The 18,658-nt window shown below is 73.2% G+C and carries 15 protein-coding genes; 9 read left to right on the forward strand and 6 right to left on the reverse strand.

What is annotated here, in order from left to right:
- Positions 1-41 precede the first annotated feature (41 nt).
- A complete protein-coding gene (locus CXH06_RS01485) occupies positions 42-2,741 on the forward strand; it encodes a lamin tail domain-containing protein (protein ID WP_198683985.1) in 2,700 nt (899 codons plus the stop codon).
- Positions 2,742-2,880: 139 nt separating this feature from the next.
- Here the strand turns inward: CXH06_RS01485 and CXH06_RS01490 are convergent, their stop codons facing one another.
- The gene (locus CXH06_RS01490) at positions 2,881-3,405 is read right to left on the reverse strand and encodes a hypothetical protein (RefSeq protein ID WP_114853465.1); all 525 of its coding nucleotides are present in this window, start codon (positions 3,403-3,405) and stop codon (positions 2,881-2,883) included.
- Between the two features lie 105 nt (positions 3,406-3,510).
- On the opposite strand from CXH06_RS01490, the gene CXH06_RS01495 reads away from it, so the two are divergent.
- Positions 3,511-4,278, forward strand: coding sequence for a hypothetical protein (locus CXH06_RS01495; protein ID WP_114853370.1), 768 nt, complete (start codon positions 3,511-3,513; stop codon positions 4,276-4,278).
- Between the two features lie 211 nt (positions 4,279-4,489).
- On the opposite strand, the gene CXH06_RS01500 is transcribed toward CXH06_RS01495, so the two are convergent.
- Together CXH06_RS01500 and CXH06_RS01505 are read right to left on the reverse strand one after the other, a co-directional pair.
- Positions 4,490-5,185 carry a DUF4352 domain-containing protein gene (locus tag CXH06_RS01500; RefSeq protein ID WP_114853371.1) on the reverse strand — a complete coding sequence of 232 codons (696 nt, stop codon included), beginning with the start codon at positions 5,183-5,185 and terminating at the stop codon, positions 4,490-4,492.
- A 94-nt stretch (positions 5,186-5,279) separates the two neighbouring features.
- Complete coding sequence (locus tag CXH06_RS01505; protein WP_114853372.1) at positions 5,280-5,936, reverse strand: MerR family transcriptional regulator; 657 nt, start codon at positions 5,934-5,936, stop codon at positions 5,280-5,282.
- 98 nt (positions 5,937-6,034) lie between these two features.
- Here CXH06_RS01505 and CXH06_RS01510 point away from each other — a divergent pair, with 98 nt between their 5' ends.
- Together CXH06_RS01510 and CXH06_RS01515 are read left to right on the forward strand one after the other, a co-directional pair.
- Positions 6,035-6,523, forward strand: a complete 489-nt coding sequence (locus CXH06_RS01510; protein ID WP_114853373.1) for a DUF2306 domain-containing protein — start codon at positions 6,035-6,037, stop codon at positions 6,521-6,523.
- A 216-nt stretch (positions 6,524-6,739) separates the two neighbouring features.
- Positions 6,740-8,551: a BCCT family transporter gene (locus CXH06_RS01515; RefSeq protein ID WP_114853374.1), complete on the forward strand. Its 1,812-nt coding sequence runs from the start codon at positions 6,740-6,742 to the stop codon at positions 8,549-8,551.
- Between the two features lie 71 nt (positions 8,552-8,622).
- On the opposite strand, the gene CXH06_RS01520 is transcribed toward CXH06_RS01515, so the two are convergent.
- From CXH06_RS01520 to CXH06_RS01530, 3 genes are all read right to left on the reverse strand, one after another.
- Positions 8,623-9,630 carry a bile acid:sodium symporter family protein gene (locus tag CXH06_RS01520; RefSeq protein WP_114853375.1) on the reverse strand — a complete coding sequence of 336 codons (1,008 nt, stop codon included), beginning with the start codon at positions 9,628-9,630 and terminating at the stop codon, positions 8,623-8,625.
- A gap of 75 nt (positions 9,631-9,705) precedes the next feature.
- Positions 9,706-11,202, reverse strand: coding sequence for a glutamate--cysteine ligase (locus tag CXH06_RS01525; RefSeq protein WP_114853376.1), 1,497 nt, complete (start codon positions 11,200-11,202; stop codon positions 9,706-9,708).
- A gap of 99 nt (positions 11,203-11,301) precedes the next feature.
- Positions 11,302-12,825 carry an OFA family MFS transporter gene (locus tag CXH06_RS01530; RefSeq protein WP_114853377.1) on the reverse strand — a complete coding sequence of 508 codons (1,524 nt, stop codon included), beginning with the start codon at positions 12,823-12,825 and terminating at the stop codon, positions 11,302-11,304.
- Positions 12,826-13,084: 259 nt separating this feature from the next.
- Between CXH06_RS01530 and CXH06_RS01535 the strand changes: the two genes are divergently transcribed.
- The 5 genes from CXH06_RS01535 (at position 13,085) to CXH06_RS01555 (ending at position 18,656) form a co-directional block, all read left to right on the forward strand.
- Positions 13,085-13,774 carry an NUDIX domain-containing protein gene (locus CXH06_RS01535; protein WP_114853378.1) on the forward strand — a complete coding sequence of 230 codons (690 nt, stop codon included), beginning with the start codon at positions 13,085-13,087 and terminating at the stop codon, positions 13,772-13,774.
- Between the two features lie 61 nt (positions 13,775-13,835).
- Complete coding sequence (nadA, locus tag CXH06_RS01540; RefSeq protein ID WP_114853379.1) at positions 13,836-15,134, forward strand: quinolinate synthase NadA; 1,299 nt, start codon at positions 13,836-13,838, stop codon at positions 15,132-15,134.
- Entirely contained in the window at positions 15,131-16,666 is a 1,536-nt protein-coding gene (gene nadB / locus CXH06_RS01545; RefSeq protein WP_114853380.1) for an L-aspartate oxidase, read from the forward strand. Before nadA ends, nadB begins: the two co-directional genes overlap by 4 nt.
- Positions 16,660-17,526, forward strand: a complete 867-nt coding sequence (gene nadC / locus CXH06_RS01550; RefSeq protein WP_114853381.1) for a carboxylating nicotinate-nucleotide diphosphorylase — start codon at positions 16,660-16,662, stop codon at positions 17,524-17,526. Before nadB ends, nadC begins: the two co-directional genes overlap by 7 nt.
- On the forward strand, positions 17,523-18,656 hold the full coding sequence (locus CXH06_RS01555; protein ID WP_114853382.1) for a cysteine desulfurase family protein: 1,134 nt from the start codon (positions 17,523-17,525) through the stop codon (positions 18,654-18,656). The genes nadC and CXH06_RS01555 overlap by 4 nt, the downstream gene beginning before the upstream one ends.
- The last annotated feature ends 2 nt before the right edge of the window (positions 18,657-18,658 follow it).

Below are 18,658 nucleotides of genomic sequence, written 5' to 3' on the forward strand. Positions count from 1 at the left end.
CTGTGATGCGCCCGTCCCTCCCGCGATCCCCAGGAGTCCCCGTGCGCCCCGATGCCGTCCCCTGCCGCCTGGCAGCTCTCACCGGGGCGTTCGTCCTCGCCCTGCCGCTGGTCGGTCTCGCCGTGCTGGCCCCGTCGGCCCCCGCCCTCGCCGCGGACGCCGACGTGCGGATCTCCGAGGTCGAGTCCGACGACCCCGCCGGTGGCGAGGACTGGGTGGAGCTGGTCAACACCGGCGCCGAGGAGGTGGACCTCTCCGGCTGGTTCCTCACGGACGACGACTCCCGGACCTGGACCATCCCCGCGGGCACCGTCATCGCCCCCGGCGAGCTGCTGGTGCTCGACCACGCCGACGCCGCCGCGGGCGGCTTCGACTTCGGGCTCGGGAAGGATGATGCGGCGCGGCTGATCGCGGCCGACGGCACCACCGTCATCGACGAGCTCGCCTGGACCGAGCACGCGTCCACCACCTACATCGTGATTGACGACGAGGTGGTCGCCGCGCAGGAGCCCACCAAGGGCACCGAGAACTCCGGCGCATACGTCCCGCCGCCGGCCCCCGAGGAGCACGAGGACGCCGACCGGGTCCGGATCACCGAGGTCACCTCGCGCGAGGACTGGGTCGAGCTCACCAACGTCTCGGACGTCGCGGTGGACCTCACCGGCTGGTACCTGCTGGACGAGAAGGACATCCCGGCGGAGATCCCCTTCGAGATCCCCGCCGGCACCGTCCTCGCCCCCGGGGAGCGGTTCGTCGCCGAGGGCATGGCCTTCGGTCTGGGCAAGGGCGACCAGGCCCGGCTGTTCGCCCCGAACGGCGTCGAGGCCGACGTCGCCGCCTGGCCGGCGGACTCCCACGCGGACCCGACCTGGCAGCTGTGCGGCACCGGGGACGGCGAGCACTCGATGAGCCACCTGCCCACGAAGGGCGCCGCCAACGCCTGCGGCGACGTGGTGATCCACGAGATCGCCTCCTCCGGGGACGACTTCGTGGAGCTCGCGAACCTCGGCGAGGAGGCCGTGGACCTCTCCGGCCACGGGATCCTCGACGCTCAGGACGACCACGTCCACACCCTTCCCGAGGGCACCGTCCTCGCCCCCGGAGAGCTGCTCCTGATCACCGGGGACCAGCTGGGCTTCGGCCTGGGCGGCGAGGACGCCGTGCGCCTCCAGGATCCCGCCGGCGCCGTGCTCGGGGAGCTGACCTGGACCGAGCACGCGGAGGCCTCGCTCGCGCTGTGCGCGGGCGAGCACCTGGTCGCGGCGACGGCGACGCCCGGGGAGGCCAACGACTGCGGTCCCGACGAGGAGCCGATCGCCGAGACGCCGCTGCCCACCGACGGGGAGCTGGTCGTGCTCGATGCGGAGAGCGACCACGGTGAGGATCTCTCGGGCCTGGATCTGCAGATCCTCCCGGACGGCGACCGGGTGCTGTGGGCCGTGAACAACGACGCCGGGCAGATCTCCCGTCTGCAGGAGGGAGAGGACGGGCTCTGGGCCGCGAGCGAGGGATGGCCCGCCGGCGGGAAGGCGACCCGCTTCGCCGACGACACCGGCACCCCCGACGGCGAGGGCATCTCCGTGGGCGCCGACGGCCGCCTCTACGTCGCCGCCGAGCGGGACAACGACGCCAAGGGCACCTCCCGCAGCACCGTGCTCGCCTACGATCCCTCGGCCGATGGCGAGGTCCTCACGGCGTCCTCGGAATGGGACCTGACCGCGCTGCTGCCCGCCACCAGCGCGAACGGGGGAGCGGAGGGCATCGAGATGGTGCCCGCGAACGCGCTCGCCGGACTGGGCGTCGAGATCCCGGCCGCGGAGGCCTACGGGTTCGTCGCCCTCGAGGACACCGGCGACGTGTACGCCCTCGCCCTCCACACCGGCGGCGAGGCGACGCTGCTGGCCACGCTGGAGTCCCCGCTGGACGGCCTGATGGCGCTGGACCACGACCCGTCCACGAACACCCTGTGGGCCTTCGCCGACGAGGGCCTGGGCGGCGCGTCGGTGCGCTACGACCTCGACGCCGGGGCCGAGGCCCCGGAGGTCCTCGCCCGGGCCGACGGCATTCCCGCCTCCCTCGCGAACGAGGGCGTGGCGCTCGAGCCCATCGAGGTCTGCACCGACGGGGTCCGCGGCGCCTGGTTCGCCGACGACGCCGACACCGACGGCCATGCCCTGCGCGGCATCGGCCTGCTGGACGCCTCGTGCGATGCCGAGCTGATCGCTCCGACGCCGGGCGAGGAGGAGACCACGGATCCCGAGGAGGGAGTGATCCCCGACGACGGCGGGCCGCCGGCGGTGGAGGAGGACGAGGAGCTGGCCACGGGAGGCAGGGACCCGGTCGGCGACGACGAGAGCCCGGCGGGGGAGGATCCCGCGGGTGAGCTGCCCGCACCGGGCGACGGTCAGGACGAGGCAGCAGAGAAGGAGGCTCCGTCGGCCGGTGACGAGGAGACCCCGGCGGTGCAGGGCAGGGGCCCGGACGGCGAGGAGTCCCCGGCGGTCGGTGCGGCCCCGTCACCGGAGGAGGGGAGCGGCACCGGGACCGATGATGCGGGCACGGTGCAGGTCCCGGCGGGCGGCGCGCAGCCCATCGTCGTCGACGACGGCTCCGTCACCACCGGGTCCGAGGACGCGAGCGAGCTCGCCCGTACCGGAGTGGGCGCCGAGGGGCCGGCCGCCGCGGCCCTGGTGCTGCTCACCGCGGGAGCCTGGCTGGTGCGCCGCGCCGCCCGGCGCTGAGCCGGCCGCGTCCCGGGGCTCACCGCCGCCCTACGCGCCGGCCCGGCGTCGAGGCGGCCTCGAGCTGGTGATCTGGTCGCGTTCGGCCGTTCAGACGGGACCGTATGACCAGCTCGGCGACTCCACCGGGCGGGCCCGGTCAGTCGATGAGGTCGAACTCGACCTGTTCGGTGTCGCCGCAGACGCTGGTCACGGAGATCGTCCAGAGATCGATCGTGACGCTCTCGCCGATCGTGACGGGCTCCACCGATCGCGGCGCGCCGTCGCCGATCGTGGCGACCAGCTCGGCGCTCTCGCCGTCGATCGCCTCCAGCTCGACGGTGAGGGTCTCCCCGGCGCGCTCGGGCAGCGCAGGGTTCGCCGGTGCCCCGGCCTCGAGGAAGTAGGCGCCCTCACCGGTGCAGGAGGGCGGTGGAGTGAAGCCCTCGGGCGCGGGCGTGGCCGGGTAGGGGTCCTGCGGAACCGCGGCGGCCGTGGCGCCGCCCGCGTCGGAGGCGCCGCCGCCGTCGGAGCTCGCGGTGCCGCCGCCGTCGGACGCCTCGAGCGCGGAGCTCTCCGGTGCGGGGTCGTCGCCGCCGCTGCACCCGGCGAGCAGGGTCAGCGCGAGCAGCGCACCGGCCAGACCGGCGCGGGACGGACGGGGGCGGAGGCCTCGAGGGGACACGCGGTTCCTCACGATCAGAGGGATGACGACGGTGGCCACGGTACTGGACCGCGGTCGCATGCCACCATCGGAGGCGGCGGACCGACGAGCAGGGAGGCGGCAGCGATGGCGGAGACGACGGACGGGCGCGGGGCGCCGCGCCCCACGCCGCGGGCGCTGAAGGGCCGCACCGATCCGGCCCGCGCCGTGCGGCCGGTCGACTGGAGCGCGACCGGGAAGCGGCCCGTCCCGCCGCCCTCGACGCCGAGCGCGGGCCCGTCGGCCCGCCTGCCGCGCCGCCGTGCCGAGAGCATCGAGCCGCCGCGGCCGCTGCCGGCGCCCCCTCCCGATGCGGTGCACACGCTGCGCGCCGAGGATCCGCGCCCCCTGCCGCGTCCGCTGCGGATCGCGGACGCGGACATCCGGACCGTGGGCGTGAGCGGGCTCGGCACGGAGCAGATCGTGCAGGCCGTCGCCGACCCGGAGGACGCCTGGACCGCCGATGCCGGCGCCAGCGACCATTTCCTGCGCGGCGAGGTCGTGGTGCAGGTGCGCCGCGCGGACAACGCCGTGATCGGTCTGTTCTCCGCCCGTTACGCGCTCTCGGTGCGACCGGAGGAGTACGAGCCGGCCCTGGACATCGCCGAGGACGCCGCCGGGCCGAGCGTCCGCGGTGGGCGTGGCACTCGTCACCCCACCACGCGACGGGAGCTGCTGCGGCGCATGGAGGTGGCCGGATTCGTCCTCACCCCCGGCGCCGGGCACGGGAAGGTCACGCATCCGGACCATCCCGGACTCGTGCTGGCCTTCGCCTCGACGCCCTCGGAGCGGCGGTTCACCCGGCATGCGGTGGCACAGATCCGGCGTGTCTTCGGGATCGATCTGCGGCGCTGACCAGCATCGTCGTGGTGCAGACAGAAAAGTGCCCCGGCCCGTCCCCACGAGCCGGGGCCATCCCTTTCCCCCGCGTCCCGGATCTGCGGACTCCGCCTCCTCCTCAGTCAGCGGATCCTCCGGTAACGCGTTGAGACGAGTCTGCACACCTTTGCCTGGAATGCACTGCGCCGGCGCTGTCCATTCCCTGTGAAGGCGTCCTCCGCGGGCCTCAGCCGACGGGGATGACCATCTCCTCGCCGCCGGTGCCGACCTCGTCGGTGTAGCTCACGGACTCCAGCTCCATGTCCTCCGGGACGTCCGCGTACAGCAGCGCCGTGGCCTCCTCGCCGGGGGCGATCTCCGGGCCGGAGGTGGAGAAGGAGCCGAACACCAGGCGGTGCTGCTGGCCGTCGGTGTCGTAGAAGCGGAACAGGTCGCTGGAGAGCCCCACCTCCTCGTCCCCCTCGTTGGTGATCGTCACGGCGACCCCGATGAACTTGCCGTTCTCGGTCTCGATGGTCTCGTCGGTGGTCTCGAGGGTGGTGCCCTCCTCGGGCGTGGAGACCGAGATGGAGACGGTCGCGCCACCGGTGGGGTCCTCCGTCGGGTCATCGCTCGGATCGTCGGTGGGCGTCTCGATCGGGCCGTCGGTCGGCTCGTCCTCGGTCGGCTCGTCCTCGGTCGGCTCGTCCTCCGTCGGCTCCTCGTCGGTGGTGACGCTCGTCGTGCTCGTGGGCTCCGAGCCTCCGCGGTCGGACAGGACGAAGAAGCCGACGCCGACGGCCGCCACCACCACGGCGATGAGGAGCAGGCAGCCGCAGGCCAGGCCGATGTACAGGGGGGTCCTGTTCTTCGCCGGCGGCGCGGGCGGCGCGGGCTGCGCAGGCGGCGCGGACGGCCCGCCGAGGCCGTAGGGGTTGCTCATGGTCTCCTCCGAGGTGACGTCGAACTCGTGTGCTCACGCTATCGGTCACGCCCCGGCGGCGCGAACGTCGATGCCGACGGAGGGGCGGGAGACCTCACCCGGTGCGGTCGGCGGCGTCCCGCACGCTCAGCGACAGATGCCCCAGGGCGCGCAGGACCTGCATCAGCCGGTCGAAGGCGATCGTGCCGGCCACCACCCGCAGGACCACGACGTCATCCGAGGGCGCGGACTCCTCCGTCCCCTGCTCGCCCCGGAGGGAGGCGAGGTCCCGCCGGGCGATCCGGGCGACCGGCTCGGCATAGGTCATCAGCAGGTCGGGATCGGTGGGCATCTCCCAGCGCTCGAGCGCGGCCAGCAGGTCGTCGAGCGCGCGGCGCGGGACGGAGTCGATGTCGGGCCAGTCCAGGCGCTCCAGGAGCACCGCGACCGAAGGGTGCTCGGGCCGGCCGGTCCCGGCCCCGGTGCCGTCCACCTCCGCGTGCAGGGCGATCGCCTGCGCCTCCTCGAGGGCGCGCAGCACCGGCTGCTCCGGATCGTCGAGCAGCGCCGTGAGCCGGCCGATGCGCGCGATCGGGGCGTCGGCGATCTCGCGCAGCACCTGGATCAGCTGGAGGCGCTCGAGGTGGCGCGCCCCGTACTCCTGGCGGGTCGCCGTCAGTCGCTCGCCGGGCGGCAGCAGGCCCTCGCGCCGGTAGTACTTGATCGACGCCGTGCTGCAGCCGCTCGCCGCGGCCAGCTCGCTCAGCAGCATGCTCCTCCTCCGGGCTCTCCGTGGCCGTGGTGGATAGTGCGGCGACCAGCCACTATCTTGATGGCGCCGCGGGGGATAGCGTCACTATCGTAGGCCTCGTGGACACCTTCACGCCGGTCATCGCCGCGCATGCGATCTGCGCCCTGTACGTGCTTCTCCTGGGGCCCGTGCAGATCCTCCGCCGCCGCCGCGACCGCGCGCACCGACTCCTGGGGACCAGCTGGGTCGCGGCGATGGTGCTGGTGTGCGCCACGAGCTTCGCGATCATGCCGGACGGCTTCTCCTGGCTGCACGGGCTGTCGATCTGGACCCTGGTGTGCCTGGTGCTGGCGATCACCGCGATCCGCCGCGGCAGCGTCCCGGTCCACCGCGGCTTCATGGTCGGCTCCTATCTCGGCACCCTGGCCGCCTTCTCCTTCGCGGCCTTGGTGCCCGCGCGGCTGATCCCGCGCCTGCTGCAGAGCGATCCGCTGATCGCCGCGGCGACGGTGCTCGCCGTCGGCGCGGCCGTGGCCGTCGCCGTCCTGCTCGCCCTCCGCCCCGCCCCGGCGGAGGCGGCCGCCGAGGCGCCGGCGCGCCGCTCCTGAGCGGCTCCGGGCACCCGGCCGCAGGCCGACGACCTGCCCTTCAGCCCCGCGCAGGGCGCGTCGGGACTTGGGCACGGGCAGAATCTGTGGCACCGTTCTGAGCACTTGTACAACCATCGGACGGACCAGCGCACCGAGAAGCAGGCCTCACCGGCGCACCCCAGGGGTGTCGATCGTCGTTCGGTGACGGGTCGCCAACGAGGAGTCGAGACCACCATGCTGAACCGATTGCACGATGCCCTTCACCTGCGCACCTCGCCGGTGATCTTCTTCGGGTCGGCGGCGATCATCCTCGCCTTCGTCATCGGGACGATCGTCTTCACCGACCCCCTGAACGCCGCGGTGTCCGTCGCCTCCGACTGGCTGCTGACGAACCTCGGCTGGTTCTACATCCTGGGCGTCACCGTCTTCCTCGCCTTCCTCGTCGTGATCGCGGTCGGGCGCTTCGGGCGGGTGAAACTGGGGCCCGACGACGAGCCGCCGGAGCACTCCAACATGGCGTGGTTCGCGATGCTCTTCGCCGCCGGGATCGGCTCGATCCTCATGTTCTGGGGCGTCGCGGAGCCGATCAGCCACTTCGGCGCCCCGCCGCGCGGCGCGGACCTCGGCATCGAGGCCGGCACGGTGGAGGCGGCGAAGGACGCCATGAACTTCACCTATTACCACTTCACGCTGCACACCTGGACGATCTTCACGCTCCCGGCGCTGTGCTTCGCGTACTTCATCCACAAGCGCAACCTGCCGCCGCGCGTCAGCTCGATCTTCCAGCCGATCCTCGGCGAGGGCATCCACGGCCCGGTCGGCAAGATGATCGACATCATCGCGATCATCGGCACCGTGTTCGGCATCGCCGTCTCCGTGGGCCTGGGGACGCTGCAGATCAACGGCGGTCTCAACCAGCTGTTCGGGGTGCCGGAGAACGCGGGCTGGAACCTCATCATCATCGGCGTGGTCAGCGGCCTGGCCCTGATCTCCGTGTCGCTGGGCCTGGACAAGGGCATCAAGCTGCTCTCGAACATCAACATCGTCACGGCGGTGCTGCTGCTGATCTTCGTGCTGGTGACCGGCGGTGCCACGCTGTTCGTGGTCAAGGGGACCTTCGAGTCCCTGGGGAGCTACCTCCTCAACCTGCCCGAGCTCGCGCTGTGGAACGACACCTTCTCCGATACCGGCTGGCAGAACACCTGGACCGTCTTCTACTGGGCGTGGACGATCACCTGGTCGCCGTTCGTGGGCATCTTCATCGCCCGCATCTCCCGCGGCCGCACCATCCGCGAGTTCGTCGCCGGCGTGCTCGCGATCCCCTCGGCCTTCTCCATCATCTGGTTCGGCGTCTTCGCCTACTCGAGCTTCGACATCGAGATGAACGGCGAGGGCGGTCTCGTCGATCAGGTGGTGGGTCAGGAGGACATCCCCGGGGCGCTGTTCGCCTTCCTCGAGCACTATCCGGGGGCCACCGTCGTCTCCGTGATCGCCATCATCCTCGTGGTCATCTTCTTCGTGACCTCGGTGGACTCCGCCGCCCTGGTGACCGACTCGATGGCCAACGGCCATGAGGACTACAACCCGCTGGGGCAGCGTCTCTTCTGGGGGGTGGCGATCGCGCTGGTGACCGCCTCGCTGCTGGTCTTCTCCGGCTCCGACGGCCTGACGGCCCTGCAGTCCACGATCATCCTGGTGGGCCTGCCGTTCTTCGTCATGGGCTTCTTCCAGATGTACGCGCTGGTGCGGGCGCTGAAGGAGGACGCCGGCGAGCTGCCCCAGGTGCGCACCCGCGAATGGGCACAGGTGCTGCCCCCGGAGGAGTACGAGCGGCGCGAGGAGGACGACGAGTTCGACACCGAGGACTACGTGGTCGAGCCGACCTACACCACCGAGGTGCCGGTGCTCAGCGATCCCTACGAGGAGGTCGCGGACATCGACTTCGACTTCGATCCCGATGCCGAGGCCGAGCACGGCACGCTGCCCGCGCGCACCGGCAGCCACCGCGCCGACCTCCCCGAGGGCGGCCGGGACCAGTCCCGCTGACCCCGGGACGACGACAAGGGCCGACGCCCGCCGCGGCGGTGCGTCGGCCCTCGCGGTGCCGGGGCGGTGGATCAGGTGAGGTCCGCCGGGTGCCGGTGCGCGGTGCGGCGGAAGTACACGGCGAGCATCGCGCCGGAGAGGTTGTGCCAGATCGAGAAGATCGCGGCCGGCAGCGCCGCGGCGGGGGAGAAGGCGCTCGCGGCGAGGGTCGCCGCCAGGCCCGAGTTCTGCATGCCCACCTCGACCGAGGTGGTGCGGGCGGCGCGCTCCCCCTGGCGGAGCAGGCGCGCGGCCCAGTAGCCGATCAGGTAGCCCAGGCCGTTGTGCAGGATCACGGCCAGCAGCACCAGAGCGCCGGCGCTGACGATCGCCTCGCGGGAGCCGGAGACCACGGCGATGACCACCAGCGAGATGCCGGCGACGCTCACCCACGGCAGGGCGGGCAGCACGCGGTCGATGATCCGGCCCAGCGCCAGGCGCACCAGCAGGCCGCCGATCACGGGCACGAGCACCATCTTCACGATCGACATCGCCATCGAGCCCGCGTCCACCGGGAGCAGCGAGCCGGCCAGCCACAGGGTCAGGGCCGGGGTGAGCAGGGGAGCCAGCAGAGTGGAGACCGACGTGATCGTCACCGAGAGGGCGGTGTCTCCCTTGGCGAGGTAGGTGATCACGTTGGAGCTGGTGCCGCCCGGGGCGCAGCCCACCAGGATCACGCCGACGGCCAGCTCCGGCGGGAGCTGGAGCACCCAGCTCACGGCCACGGCGACGAGCGGCATGACCGTGTACTGGGCGACCACGCCGATGAGGACGGGCAGAGGGCGCCGTGCGACCAGGGCGAAGTCCGGGATCGTGAGGGTCAGGCCCATCCCGAACATGATGATGCCCAGGTAGATGGCCGTGTACGGCGCGAGGGCCTGGCCGATCCCGGGGGCGAGGAAGCCGGCCGCGGCGGCCAGCAGGATCAGGGCGGGGAAGATGGTGACCGCGAGGCGCGCGGAGCGGTCCTCGGAGGACGAGGCGGGGCGATGGCCGGGGGAGGCCCCCTCGGTCGTGGGGGACGGGGAGTTCGTGCTCATGCCGCGGAGCGTACTGCGGTGTGAGACGGCATCCCAATATACGGAACACCGCTCGTCATGTGAGACGGTGCGCCGTCATCCCCGCTGTCGGGCCGGGACCGGCCAGGCGTGCACGGGATCGCCGCTGTCCACCCCGGCGCGGTACAGCCGCGTCATCTCCGCGAGCGCCCCCGGCCGGTCCGCCCCGCGCAGCTCGAGCGAGGTGACCGTGTCGATCTGCCAGCGGGCCCCGTTGCGGCCCGAGCGGGCGCGCTCGGTGAGGATGTCGCCGTAACGCCGAATCGGCTCGGGATCGGCGCCGAGCTCGCGCAGGCCGTCCATGGCCTGCGGGATCAGCTGCTCCAGCAGCAGATCCGCGACGCGCACCCGGCCCACCTTCGGCCAGCGCACCCGCGCCTCGAGCCCCCAGCGGGCGCACTGCTGGAAGGCTTCGTCGGCCTGCTCGAAGCTCATCCGCGACCACAGCGGCCGGCGCTCCTGGACGAGCGACTGCAGCAGCCCGTAGAAGAAGGCGGCATTGGCGGACATGTCCGCGGGCGTGGGGCCGGCCGGCAGCAGGCGGTTCTCCAGGCGCAGGTGCGGCACGTCGGTGCCGGGGTCGTAGATCGGCCGATTCCACCGCCAGACGGTGCCGTTGTGGAGCATCAGCTCGTGCAGGCGCGGGGCGGAGCCTTCGGTGAGCAGCGGCTCCTCCGCCATCTCCCGCGACTCGGGGATCAGGGCCGGGAACAGGCGCACGTTCTCCTCGAAGAGATCGAACATCGAGGTGATCCAGCGCTCACCGAACCACACCCGCGGGCGTACGCCCTGGGTGGCGTACTCGGGGGGCCGGGTGTCCAGGGACTGCACGAAGGTGGGGATGCGGGTCTCGTGCCAGAGCCGCTTGCCGAGCAGGAAGGGCGAGTTCGCGGCGAGCGCCACCTGGGGCCCGGCGATCGCCTGGGCGGCGTTCCAGGTCGCGGCGAACTGCTCGGGCGGGACCTGCAGGTGCAGCTGCATCGAGGTGCAGGCGGACTCCGGCGCGATCGAGTCGAAGGTGGCGGCGATCCCCCGGCCCTCGCCCTCGATGCGCAGGTCGATCTCCTCGCCGCGCGCCTCCAGCACCGACTTCTCGAGCGCCTCGTAGCGGGCCCCGGGGGCGCGCCAGGCGTCCGAGGTGAACAGCTCCTCGCCGATGGTGGGCAGGTGGCCGACGGGCACCACCCGGGCGCCGTGGCGGCGGGCGGCGGCGTCGGCCCGGTCGATCGCCGTGCCCAGGGCCTGCTCGAGGTCCCGCAGCCCGGCGCCGTGCGGGGCGGTCACCGGGAGGTTCGCCTCGAGGTTGAAGCGCCCGATCTCGTGGACGTAGTCCTCGTCGTCGAGATCCTCCAGCACGGTGTCGACCAGCAGCGCCGGGGCCATGGTGTCGCTGTCGGCGAGGTTCATCTCGAGCTCCACGCCCACGGTGCCCTCGTCGATGAACTCGGCGGTGTCCAGGAAGGTCTCGAACAGGTCGAGGTTGCGGCGCAGCTCCCGGCGGTACCGGGTGCGCTGGCTGCGGGTGTAGTCGGTGCTGCCGATCTCGCGTCCCATGGTGATCTCCCGGCCGAGGATGGAAGCTGCGGTTCCTCCGAGCTGCGCTCATCCAAGCACGCCCGGGAGCCGACGGGCCAGGTTGCCCGAGCCGAGCGGTCAGCCGAGGAACAGGCCCGCGGCGCGGATCGCGGTCTCGACCAGCCCGTAGCCCAGGGCGATCACGACGATCACGGCGAGCACGAGTGCGGCGACGGTCTCCGTGCGGGAGGCGGTCTCGGCGGCGGGGGTGCCTCCGGTGCCCTCCTGCGTCGCGGAGGCGCCCTCACGATCGGCCGCCGCCCGCCGGGCCACGACCGCCTCGTCCTCGTGGTGCGCGGAGTCCACCGCACGGATCAGCAGGTTCGCGACGAAGCCGACCACCAGGATGCCGGCCATCACCCACATGGACAGGCGGTACAGATCCATGCCGTCCTGGCCCGCGGCCTCCTGCGACTCGACAATGCTGTTGACGATGAGCGGGCCGGCGATGCCCGCAGCGGACCACGCCGTGAGCAGGCGGCCGTGGATCGCGCCCACCTGGTAGACCCCGAACAGGTCCTTCAGGTAGGCCGGGACGGTCGCGAAGCCGCCGCCGTAGAAGGAGATGATGATCAGCGCGGAGATCACGAACAGGGCGAGCGAGGTGGAGCCGACGGTCGCGATGACCACGTAGAGCGCCGCGCCGACGGACAGGTACATCGCGTAGTTGACCTTGCGGCCCAGGTAGTCCGAGGTGGTGGACCAGATGAAGCGTCCGGCCATGTTCGCGATCGAGAGCAGGCCCACGAAGCCGGCGGCGGCCGCGGCGGTCACACCGAAGCCGCTGGAGATCATCGGGGCGCCGTTCTCGAGGATCCCGATGCCGGCGGTGACGTTGGTGAACAGCACGATCCACAGCAGCCAGAACTGCGGGGTGCGGATCGCCTCCTTGGCGGAGACCGCCCCCGCGGTCTGCTCCGCATGGGCGGTGGCCTGCTCCGGGGTCCAGCCCGAGGGCTTCCAGTCGGGGTGGGGCAGGCGGATCACCGAGGCGCCGAGAGCGATCGCGATGCCGTAGCAGAGCGCGAGGGTGAGGAAGGTGGGGGTCAGGCCGCTGACCAGCTGCTCCGGGTCCTGCCCGCCGCCGTAGAGGGCCATGAGCTTGTTCGAGGCGGGGCTCGCGATGAGCGCCCCGCCGCCGAAGCCCATGATCGCGAGGCCGGTGGCGAGTCCGGGGCGGTCCGGGAACCACTTCATGAGGGTGGAGACCGGGGCGATGTAGCCGATGCCCAGGCCGATGCCCCCGATCACGCCGTAGCCGAGGTAGACCAGCCACAGCTGGCCGGTGGCGATGCCGAGCGAGGCGACGAGGAAGCCGATCACCCACAGCCCGCCCGCGGCGACCATCGCCGTCCGCGGCCCCGCGCGCTCCACCCAGGTGCCCAGCACGGCCGAGGAGATGCCGAGCATCGCGATGGCCAGGGAGAAGATCCATCCGATGGCCACCTCGCCCACCGCGAAGTGGGTCTGGAAGGGCACCTTGAAGACGCTGAAGGCATACACCTGGCCGATGCACAGGTGGATGGCGAGCGCGGCCGGCGGGATCAGCCAGCGGTTGAACCTCACCGGCGCGATGATGGCCTGGCGGTCGAGCACGGACATGGGTCCCCCCGGGGTCGGTGCGGCATCGGCCGTGATGCCTCGGGGCGACCTTAGAGCGCCGCCTTCCTCGCCCCCAAACCTTCCGGCGCGTCGACCGCCGTCGACCGTGCCGGGGCGTCGCCGCCGCGGGACGGACTTAGAGTCACCCGACGCGTGACGCCGATCACAGGTTCCCGCCGGGGCGTGCGCTTCTGGTCACCGTGAGCCTAATGTCTCGTCACCAGTAAAGGTGCTCGCGACTTTAACAGGAGGTGTCGTCATGGCGGAGTCCCGCACGGCTCTGGCCGTCTCGACGGTCATCTTCGCCCTGCGCCCGCACCCCACCACGCGCCGCCTGGCCCTGTGGGTGCCGCTCGTGCGCCGGATCCGGGCGCCCCACCAGGGACGCTGGGCCCTGCCGGGGGGCCCGCTGGCCCCCGATGAGGGGCTCGCGGCCTCGGCCGGGCGGAACCTGCGCGAGACCACGGGATTGACCCCGCAGTACCTCGAGCAGCTCTACGCCTTCGGCGGTCTGGACCGTGGGCCGACCGCCGCCGAGCGCACCGTCTCGATCGTCTATTGGGCGCTGGTGCGGCCCGAGGAGGCCGAGGCGGGGGCGGCCGGGGTCAATGTGCAGTGGTTCGTGGCCGATGAGCTCCCCGAGCTCGCCTTCGACCATTCCTTGATCGTCGAGTACGCCCTGTGGCGCCTGCGCAACAAGGTCGAGTACTCCCGCATCACCGCGGCCTTCCTCGGGGAGACCTTCACCCTCGCGGAGCTGCGCGGGGTCCACGAGGCCGTGCTGCAGCGCACCCTCGATCCCGCGAACTTCCGCCGCCAGATGGAGTCCTCCGGCCATCTCGTGGCGACCGAGGCCTTCCGCACCGGCGGGCGGCACCGACCCGCCCGTCTGTTCCGCTACGACACCTCCGTCCACCTCGCCGACAACGGCCCCCTCACGGGGCGATGACCCGCCCGGCGGCACCCCGCCGCCCCACCCCTCGACACCCACCCTCGATGGAGTCCACACCATGACCACCACCGCCTCGGTCGACCTGACCCTCCGCGACATCAGCGCCGGCACCGCCCCCGGCAGCACCTGCTCGACGGAGCTGCTGGACGCCCCCTGGGACGTCGATGCGCGCGATGCGGGCTACGGCCCCGGCGCCTCGATGGCCGATCCGATCCCCGCCGCCGCCCCGCGCCAGGGCGAGATCCCGGCGGAGTACCGCGAGGCGAGCGCCGAGGAGCTCGATGCGCGCATCCGCGCGGCGAAGGCGGAGCTCGGCGACCGCGTGGTGGTGCTCGGGCACTTCTACCAGCGCGACGAGGTCGTGCAGTACGCCGACTACGTGGGCGACTCCTTCCAGCTCGCGACCGCCGCGACCGCCCGCACCGAGGCCGAGGCGATCATCTTCTGCGGCGTGCACTTCATGGCCGAGACCGCGGACATCCTCTCCCGCCCCGAGCAGGCCGTGATCCTCCCCAACCTCGCCGCGGGCTGCTCGATGGCCGACATGGCCGACATCGACCAGGTCGAGGAATGCTGGGAGCAGCTGATGGAGGTCTACGGGGGCGAGGAGCGGGACGAGGACGGGCTGCTCCCGATCATCCCCGTGACCTACATGAACTCCTCCGCCGCGATCAAGGGCTTCGTGGGCCGCCACGGCGGCATCGTGTGCACCTCCTCGAACGCCTCGACGGTGCTGCGCTGGGCCTTCGAGCGCGGCCGTCGGGTGCTCTTCTTCCCGGACCAGCACCTGGGGCGCAACACCGCCAAGGCCATGGGCATCTCGCTGGACCGGATGCCGATGTGGAACCCCCGCCGGCCCCTGGGCGGGAACGACGAGCAGAGCCTGCAGGAGGCCAAGGTGGTGCTCTGGCACGGGTTCTGCTCGGTCCACAAGCGCTTCACCACCGCACAGATCGACAAGGCCCGCGCCGAGCACCCCGGGGTGCGCGTCATCGTCCACCCCGAATGCCCGATGCCCGTGGTGGACGCGGCGGACGAGTCCGGCTCCACCGACGTGATCCGCCGCGCCATCGAGGGGGCCCAGGAGCCCACCACCTTCGCGATCGGCACCGAGATCAACCTGGTCCAGCGCCTGGCCGCCCAGCACCCCCAGCACACGATCTTCTGCCTGGATCCCGTGGTCTGCCCCTGCTCGACGATGTACCGCATCCACCCCGGCTACCTCGCCTGGGCGCTCGAGGCGCTGCTGCGCGGCGAGGTCATCAACCGCATCACCGTGGGCGAGGACGTCGCCGAGCCCGCGCGGGTCGCGCTCGAGCGCATGCTCGCCGCCCGCCCGGCCCCCGTCGGCGCATGAGCGCCGAGGTCGCCGATCTGCTGGTGATCGGCTCCGGGATCGCCGGACTCACGGCGGCGCTGCGGGCAGCGGGCCGCGGCACCGTGCAGCTCGTGACCAAGGCGTCGCTGGACGCGGGCGCGACCGGCTGCGCACAGGGCGGCATCGCCGCGGCCGTCGGCGCAGGGGACAGCCCCGCCGCCCATGCCCGCGACACCCTGGCCGCCGGGGCGGGCCTCGGCGAGGAGGCGGCCGTGCAGGCGCTGTGCGCCCAGGGGCCCGCCGCGGTGCGCTCGCTCATCGCGCGCGGGGTCCGCTTCGACCGGGCGGCGCCCGGCGGGGCCGCGACCGACGGCGGTCACGCGCTGTGCCTCGAGGGCGCCCACTCCCGGCCGCGCATCCTCCACGCCGGCGGCGACGCCACCGGACGCGCCATCCAGGACGCCCTGGTCGCCGCGGTGCGGGAGCGGCCGGGCGAGATCGCGGTGCGCGAGCACAGCGCACTGCTCGATCTGCTGGTCGAGGACGGGAGGGTGGTCGGCGCCGAGCTGCTCGACGCCGAGGGGCGCCGGCACCGGATCCGCGCCCGCGCGGTGCTGCTCGCCACCGGAGGAGCGGGACAGCTCTTCGCGCACACCACGAACCCGCCGGTCGCCACCGGGGACGGGATCGCCGCCGCCTGGCGGGCGGGAGCCGCGGTGGAGGACCTCGAGTTCTACCAGTTCCATCCCACGGCGCTCGCGGCCCCGGGCTCCTTCCTGCTCTCCGAGGCGGTGCGGGGCGAGGGCGCCGTGCTGCGCGACGAGCGGGGCCGGCGCTTCCTGTCCGCGGTGGATCCCCGCGCCGAGCTCGCCCCGCGGGACGTCGTGGCCCGGGCGATCGCCCGGGTCATGGCCGCGCAGGACGGACGGCCCGTGCTGCTGGACGCGACGGGCATCGGCGAGCAGCGCCTGCGCGAGCGGTTCCCGACCCTCGACGCGGTGGTGCGGGAGGCCGGGTACGACTGGGCGCGCGAGGGCGTGCCCGTGACCCCCGCCGCGCACTACTGGATGGGCGGGATCCGCACCGATCCGGACGGGCGCACCACCCTGCCGGGGCTGTTCGCGGCCGGGGAGTGCGCGCGCACCGGTGTGCACGGCGCGAACCGGCTCGCCTCGAACTCCCTGCTCGAGGGCGCGGTCTTCGCCGAGCGCGCGGCGGAGGCGATGCTCGCTGACCCCGCGCGCCCCGTCGGCCCGTCGGCCGCGCCCGCCCCGGCGCCCCGCGTCACCGCCCCCGCGACCGCGCCGGGCTCCGTCTCCCGCGCGGCGCTGCAGAAGGCGATGTGGTCCGGCGCCGGGCTGCTGCGCACCGGCGAGCAGCTCGACGCGCTCGCCGGACAGCTCGCGGCATGGCAGGGGCCGGACCCGGCCGCGCTGACCACCCACCGCGCGCTCGAGGACCGCAACCTCCTGGACCTCGCCCGCCTGCTCACCGCCCACGCCCTGGCGCGCCCCGGCTCCGTGGGCGCCCATCACCGACTCGACACCCCCGCAGAGGCCCTCGCATGCTGACCACCATCCAGATCGACACCGTCGTCTCCGCCGCCCTCCGGGAGGACGCCCCCTGGGGGGACCTCACCGGCGAGGTGTTCCTGCCCGCCGCCGCCACCGCCACCGCCTCCCTGCGCGCCCGCGAGGCGGGCGTGCTCTCCGGGATCGACGTCTTCGCCGCCGCCTTCCGCCTCACCGATCCGTCCGTGGAGGTCACCGCGCTCGCCGAGGACGGGGACCGGTTCGAGACCGGGCAGGAGCTGGCGGTCGTCTCCGGGCCCGCCCGCGCCGTGGTGCAGGCGGAGCGGATCGCCCTGAACCTCACGCAGCGGATGTCCGGGATCGCGACGCTGACCCGCGCCCTCGTCGACGCCGTGGAGGGGACGGGCGCGCGCATCACCGACACCCGCAAGACCACCCCCGGGCTACGGGCGCTGGAGCGGCACGCGGTGCGCTGCGGCGGCGGCGTGAACCACCGCTTCTCGCTCTCGGACGCGGTGATGGCCAAGGACAACCATCTGGCGATCCTGCAGCAGCAGGGCCTGGACCTCACCGCGGCGATCCGCGCCGCCCGCGCCCGGCTGGGCCACACCACCGCTCTCGAGGTGGAGGTGGACCGCCTCGAGCAGATCGAGCCGGTGATCGCCGGCGGCGTGGACATCATCATGCTGGACAACTTCACCCCCGAGCAGCTGGTGCGCGGCGTCGAGATCGTGGCCGGGCGCGCGATCGTCGAGGCCAGCGGCACCGTGAACCTCGAGACCGTCGGCGAGATCGCCCGCACCGGGGTCGACGTGATCTCCTCCGGCGCCCTCACCCACAGCGCACGCCACCTCGACCTGGGGCTGGACATCGCCCTCACCGCCGGGGCTGAGCGGTGATCCACCTCGACACCGCCGCCACCACCCCGGTGCGCCGCGAGGCCCTCGAGGCCGCCTGGCCCTACCTCACCGGCACCTTCGGCAACCCCTCGAGCCACCATGCGGTGGGGGAGGCGGCTGCCGCGGGCCTCGAGGACGCCCGGGCACGGGTGGCCCGCGTGCTCGGCGCGCGGCGCAGCGACATCGTCTTCACCGCCGGCGGCACCGAGGCCGCGAACCTCGCGCTGAAGGGCCTCGCCCTCGCCTCCCCACGCGGGAAGCACCTGGTCACCTCGCCGCTCGAGCACGAGGCGGTGCTGGCGAGCGTCGAGCATCTTCAGCGCGTGCACGGCTTCGAGGTCTCCTTCGTGGAGGTCGCGCCCGACGGTGCCGTCACCCCCGAGGCGCTGCGGGCCGTGCTCCGCGAGGACACCACGCTGGTCTCCCTGGCGCTGGCGAACAACGAGATCGGCACGGTGGCCGACGTGCGGACCCTCGCCGAGGTCGCCCACGCGGTGGGCGCCCTGATCCACACCGACGCCGTCCAGGCCGCCGGCTGGCTCCCGCTGACCGGCCTCGGCGCGGATGCCCTGACCCTGTCCGGCCACAAGATCGGCGCCCCCAAGGGCATCGGCGTCGCCGCGATCCGGGGGCGGCTCCCGCTCGAGCCGCTCGTGCACGGCGGCGGTCAGGAGGGCGGCCGGCGCTCCGGCACCGAGAACGTGGCCTTCGCCGTCGCGCTCGCCGTCGCCCTCGAGCGCGCCGAGGCGGAGCGGGAGGCGCGGACGGCACGGGTCGCCCCGCTGCGCGACGCCTTCCTCGAGCGGGTGCTCGCCGCCCGCGAGGGCGTGCTGCTGACCGGCGCCTCCCCGCACGGCCCGGGGGAGCGCCTGCCCGGCCACGCCTCCGTCTGCATCCCCGGCCTCAGCGGGGAATCGGTGCTGCTGGACCTCGCCGAGCGCGGGGTGATCGCCTCGAGCGGCTCCGCCTGCGCCGCCGGCAGCGACGAGCCCAGCCACGTCCTGACCGCCCTCGGGATCCCGCGCGAGGTGGCGCAGACCGCGGTGCGCTTCACCCTGGGCGGGGACGTGGAAGAGGAGCAGCTGGAGGCGGCCGCCGCCGCGGTCGAGCAGGTGCTCGCGCTCCGCTGAGG

Origin of the sequence: Brachybacterium sp. YJGR34 (assembly GCF_003347015.1) — a bacterium.
Classification (GTDB): Bacteria; Actinomycetota; Actinomycetes; order Actinomycetales; family Dermabacteraceae; genus Brachybacterium.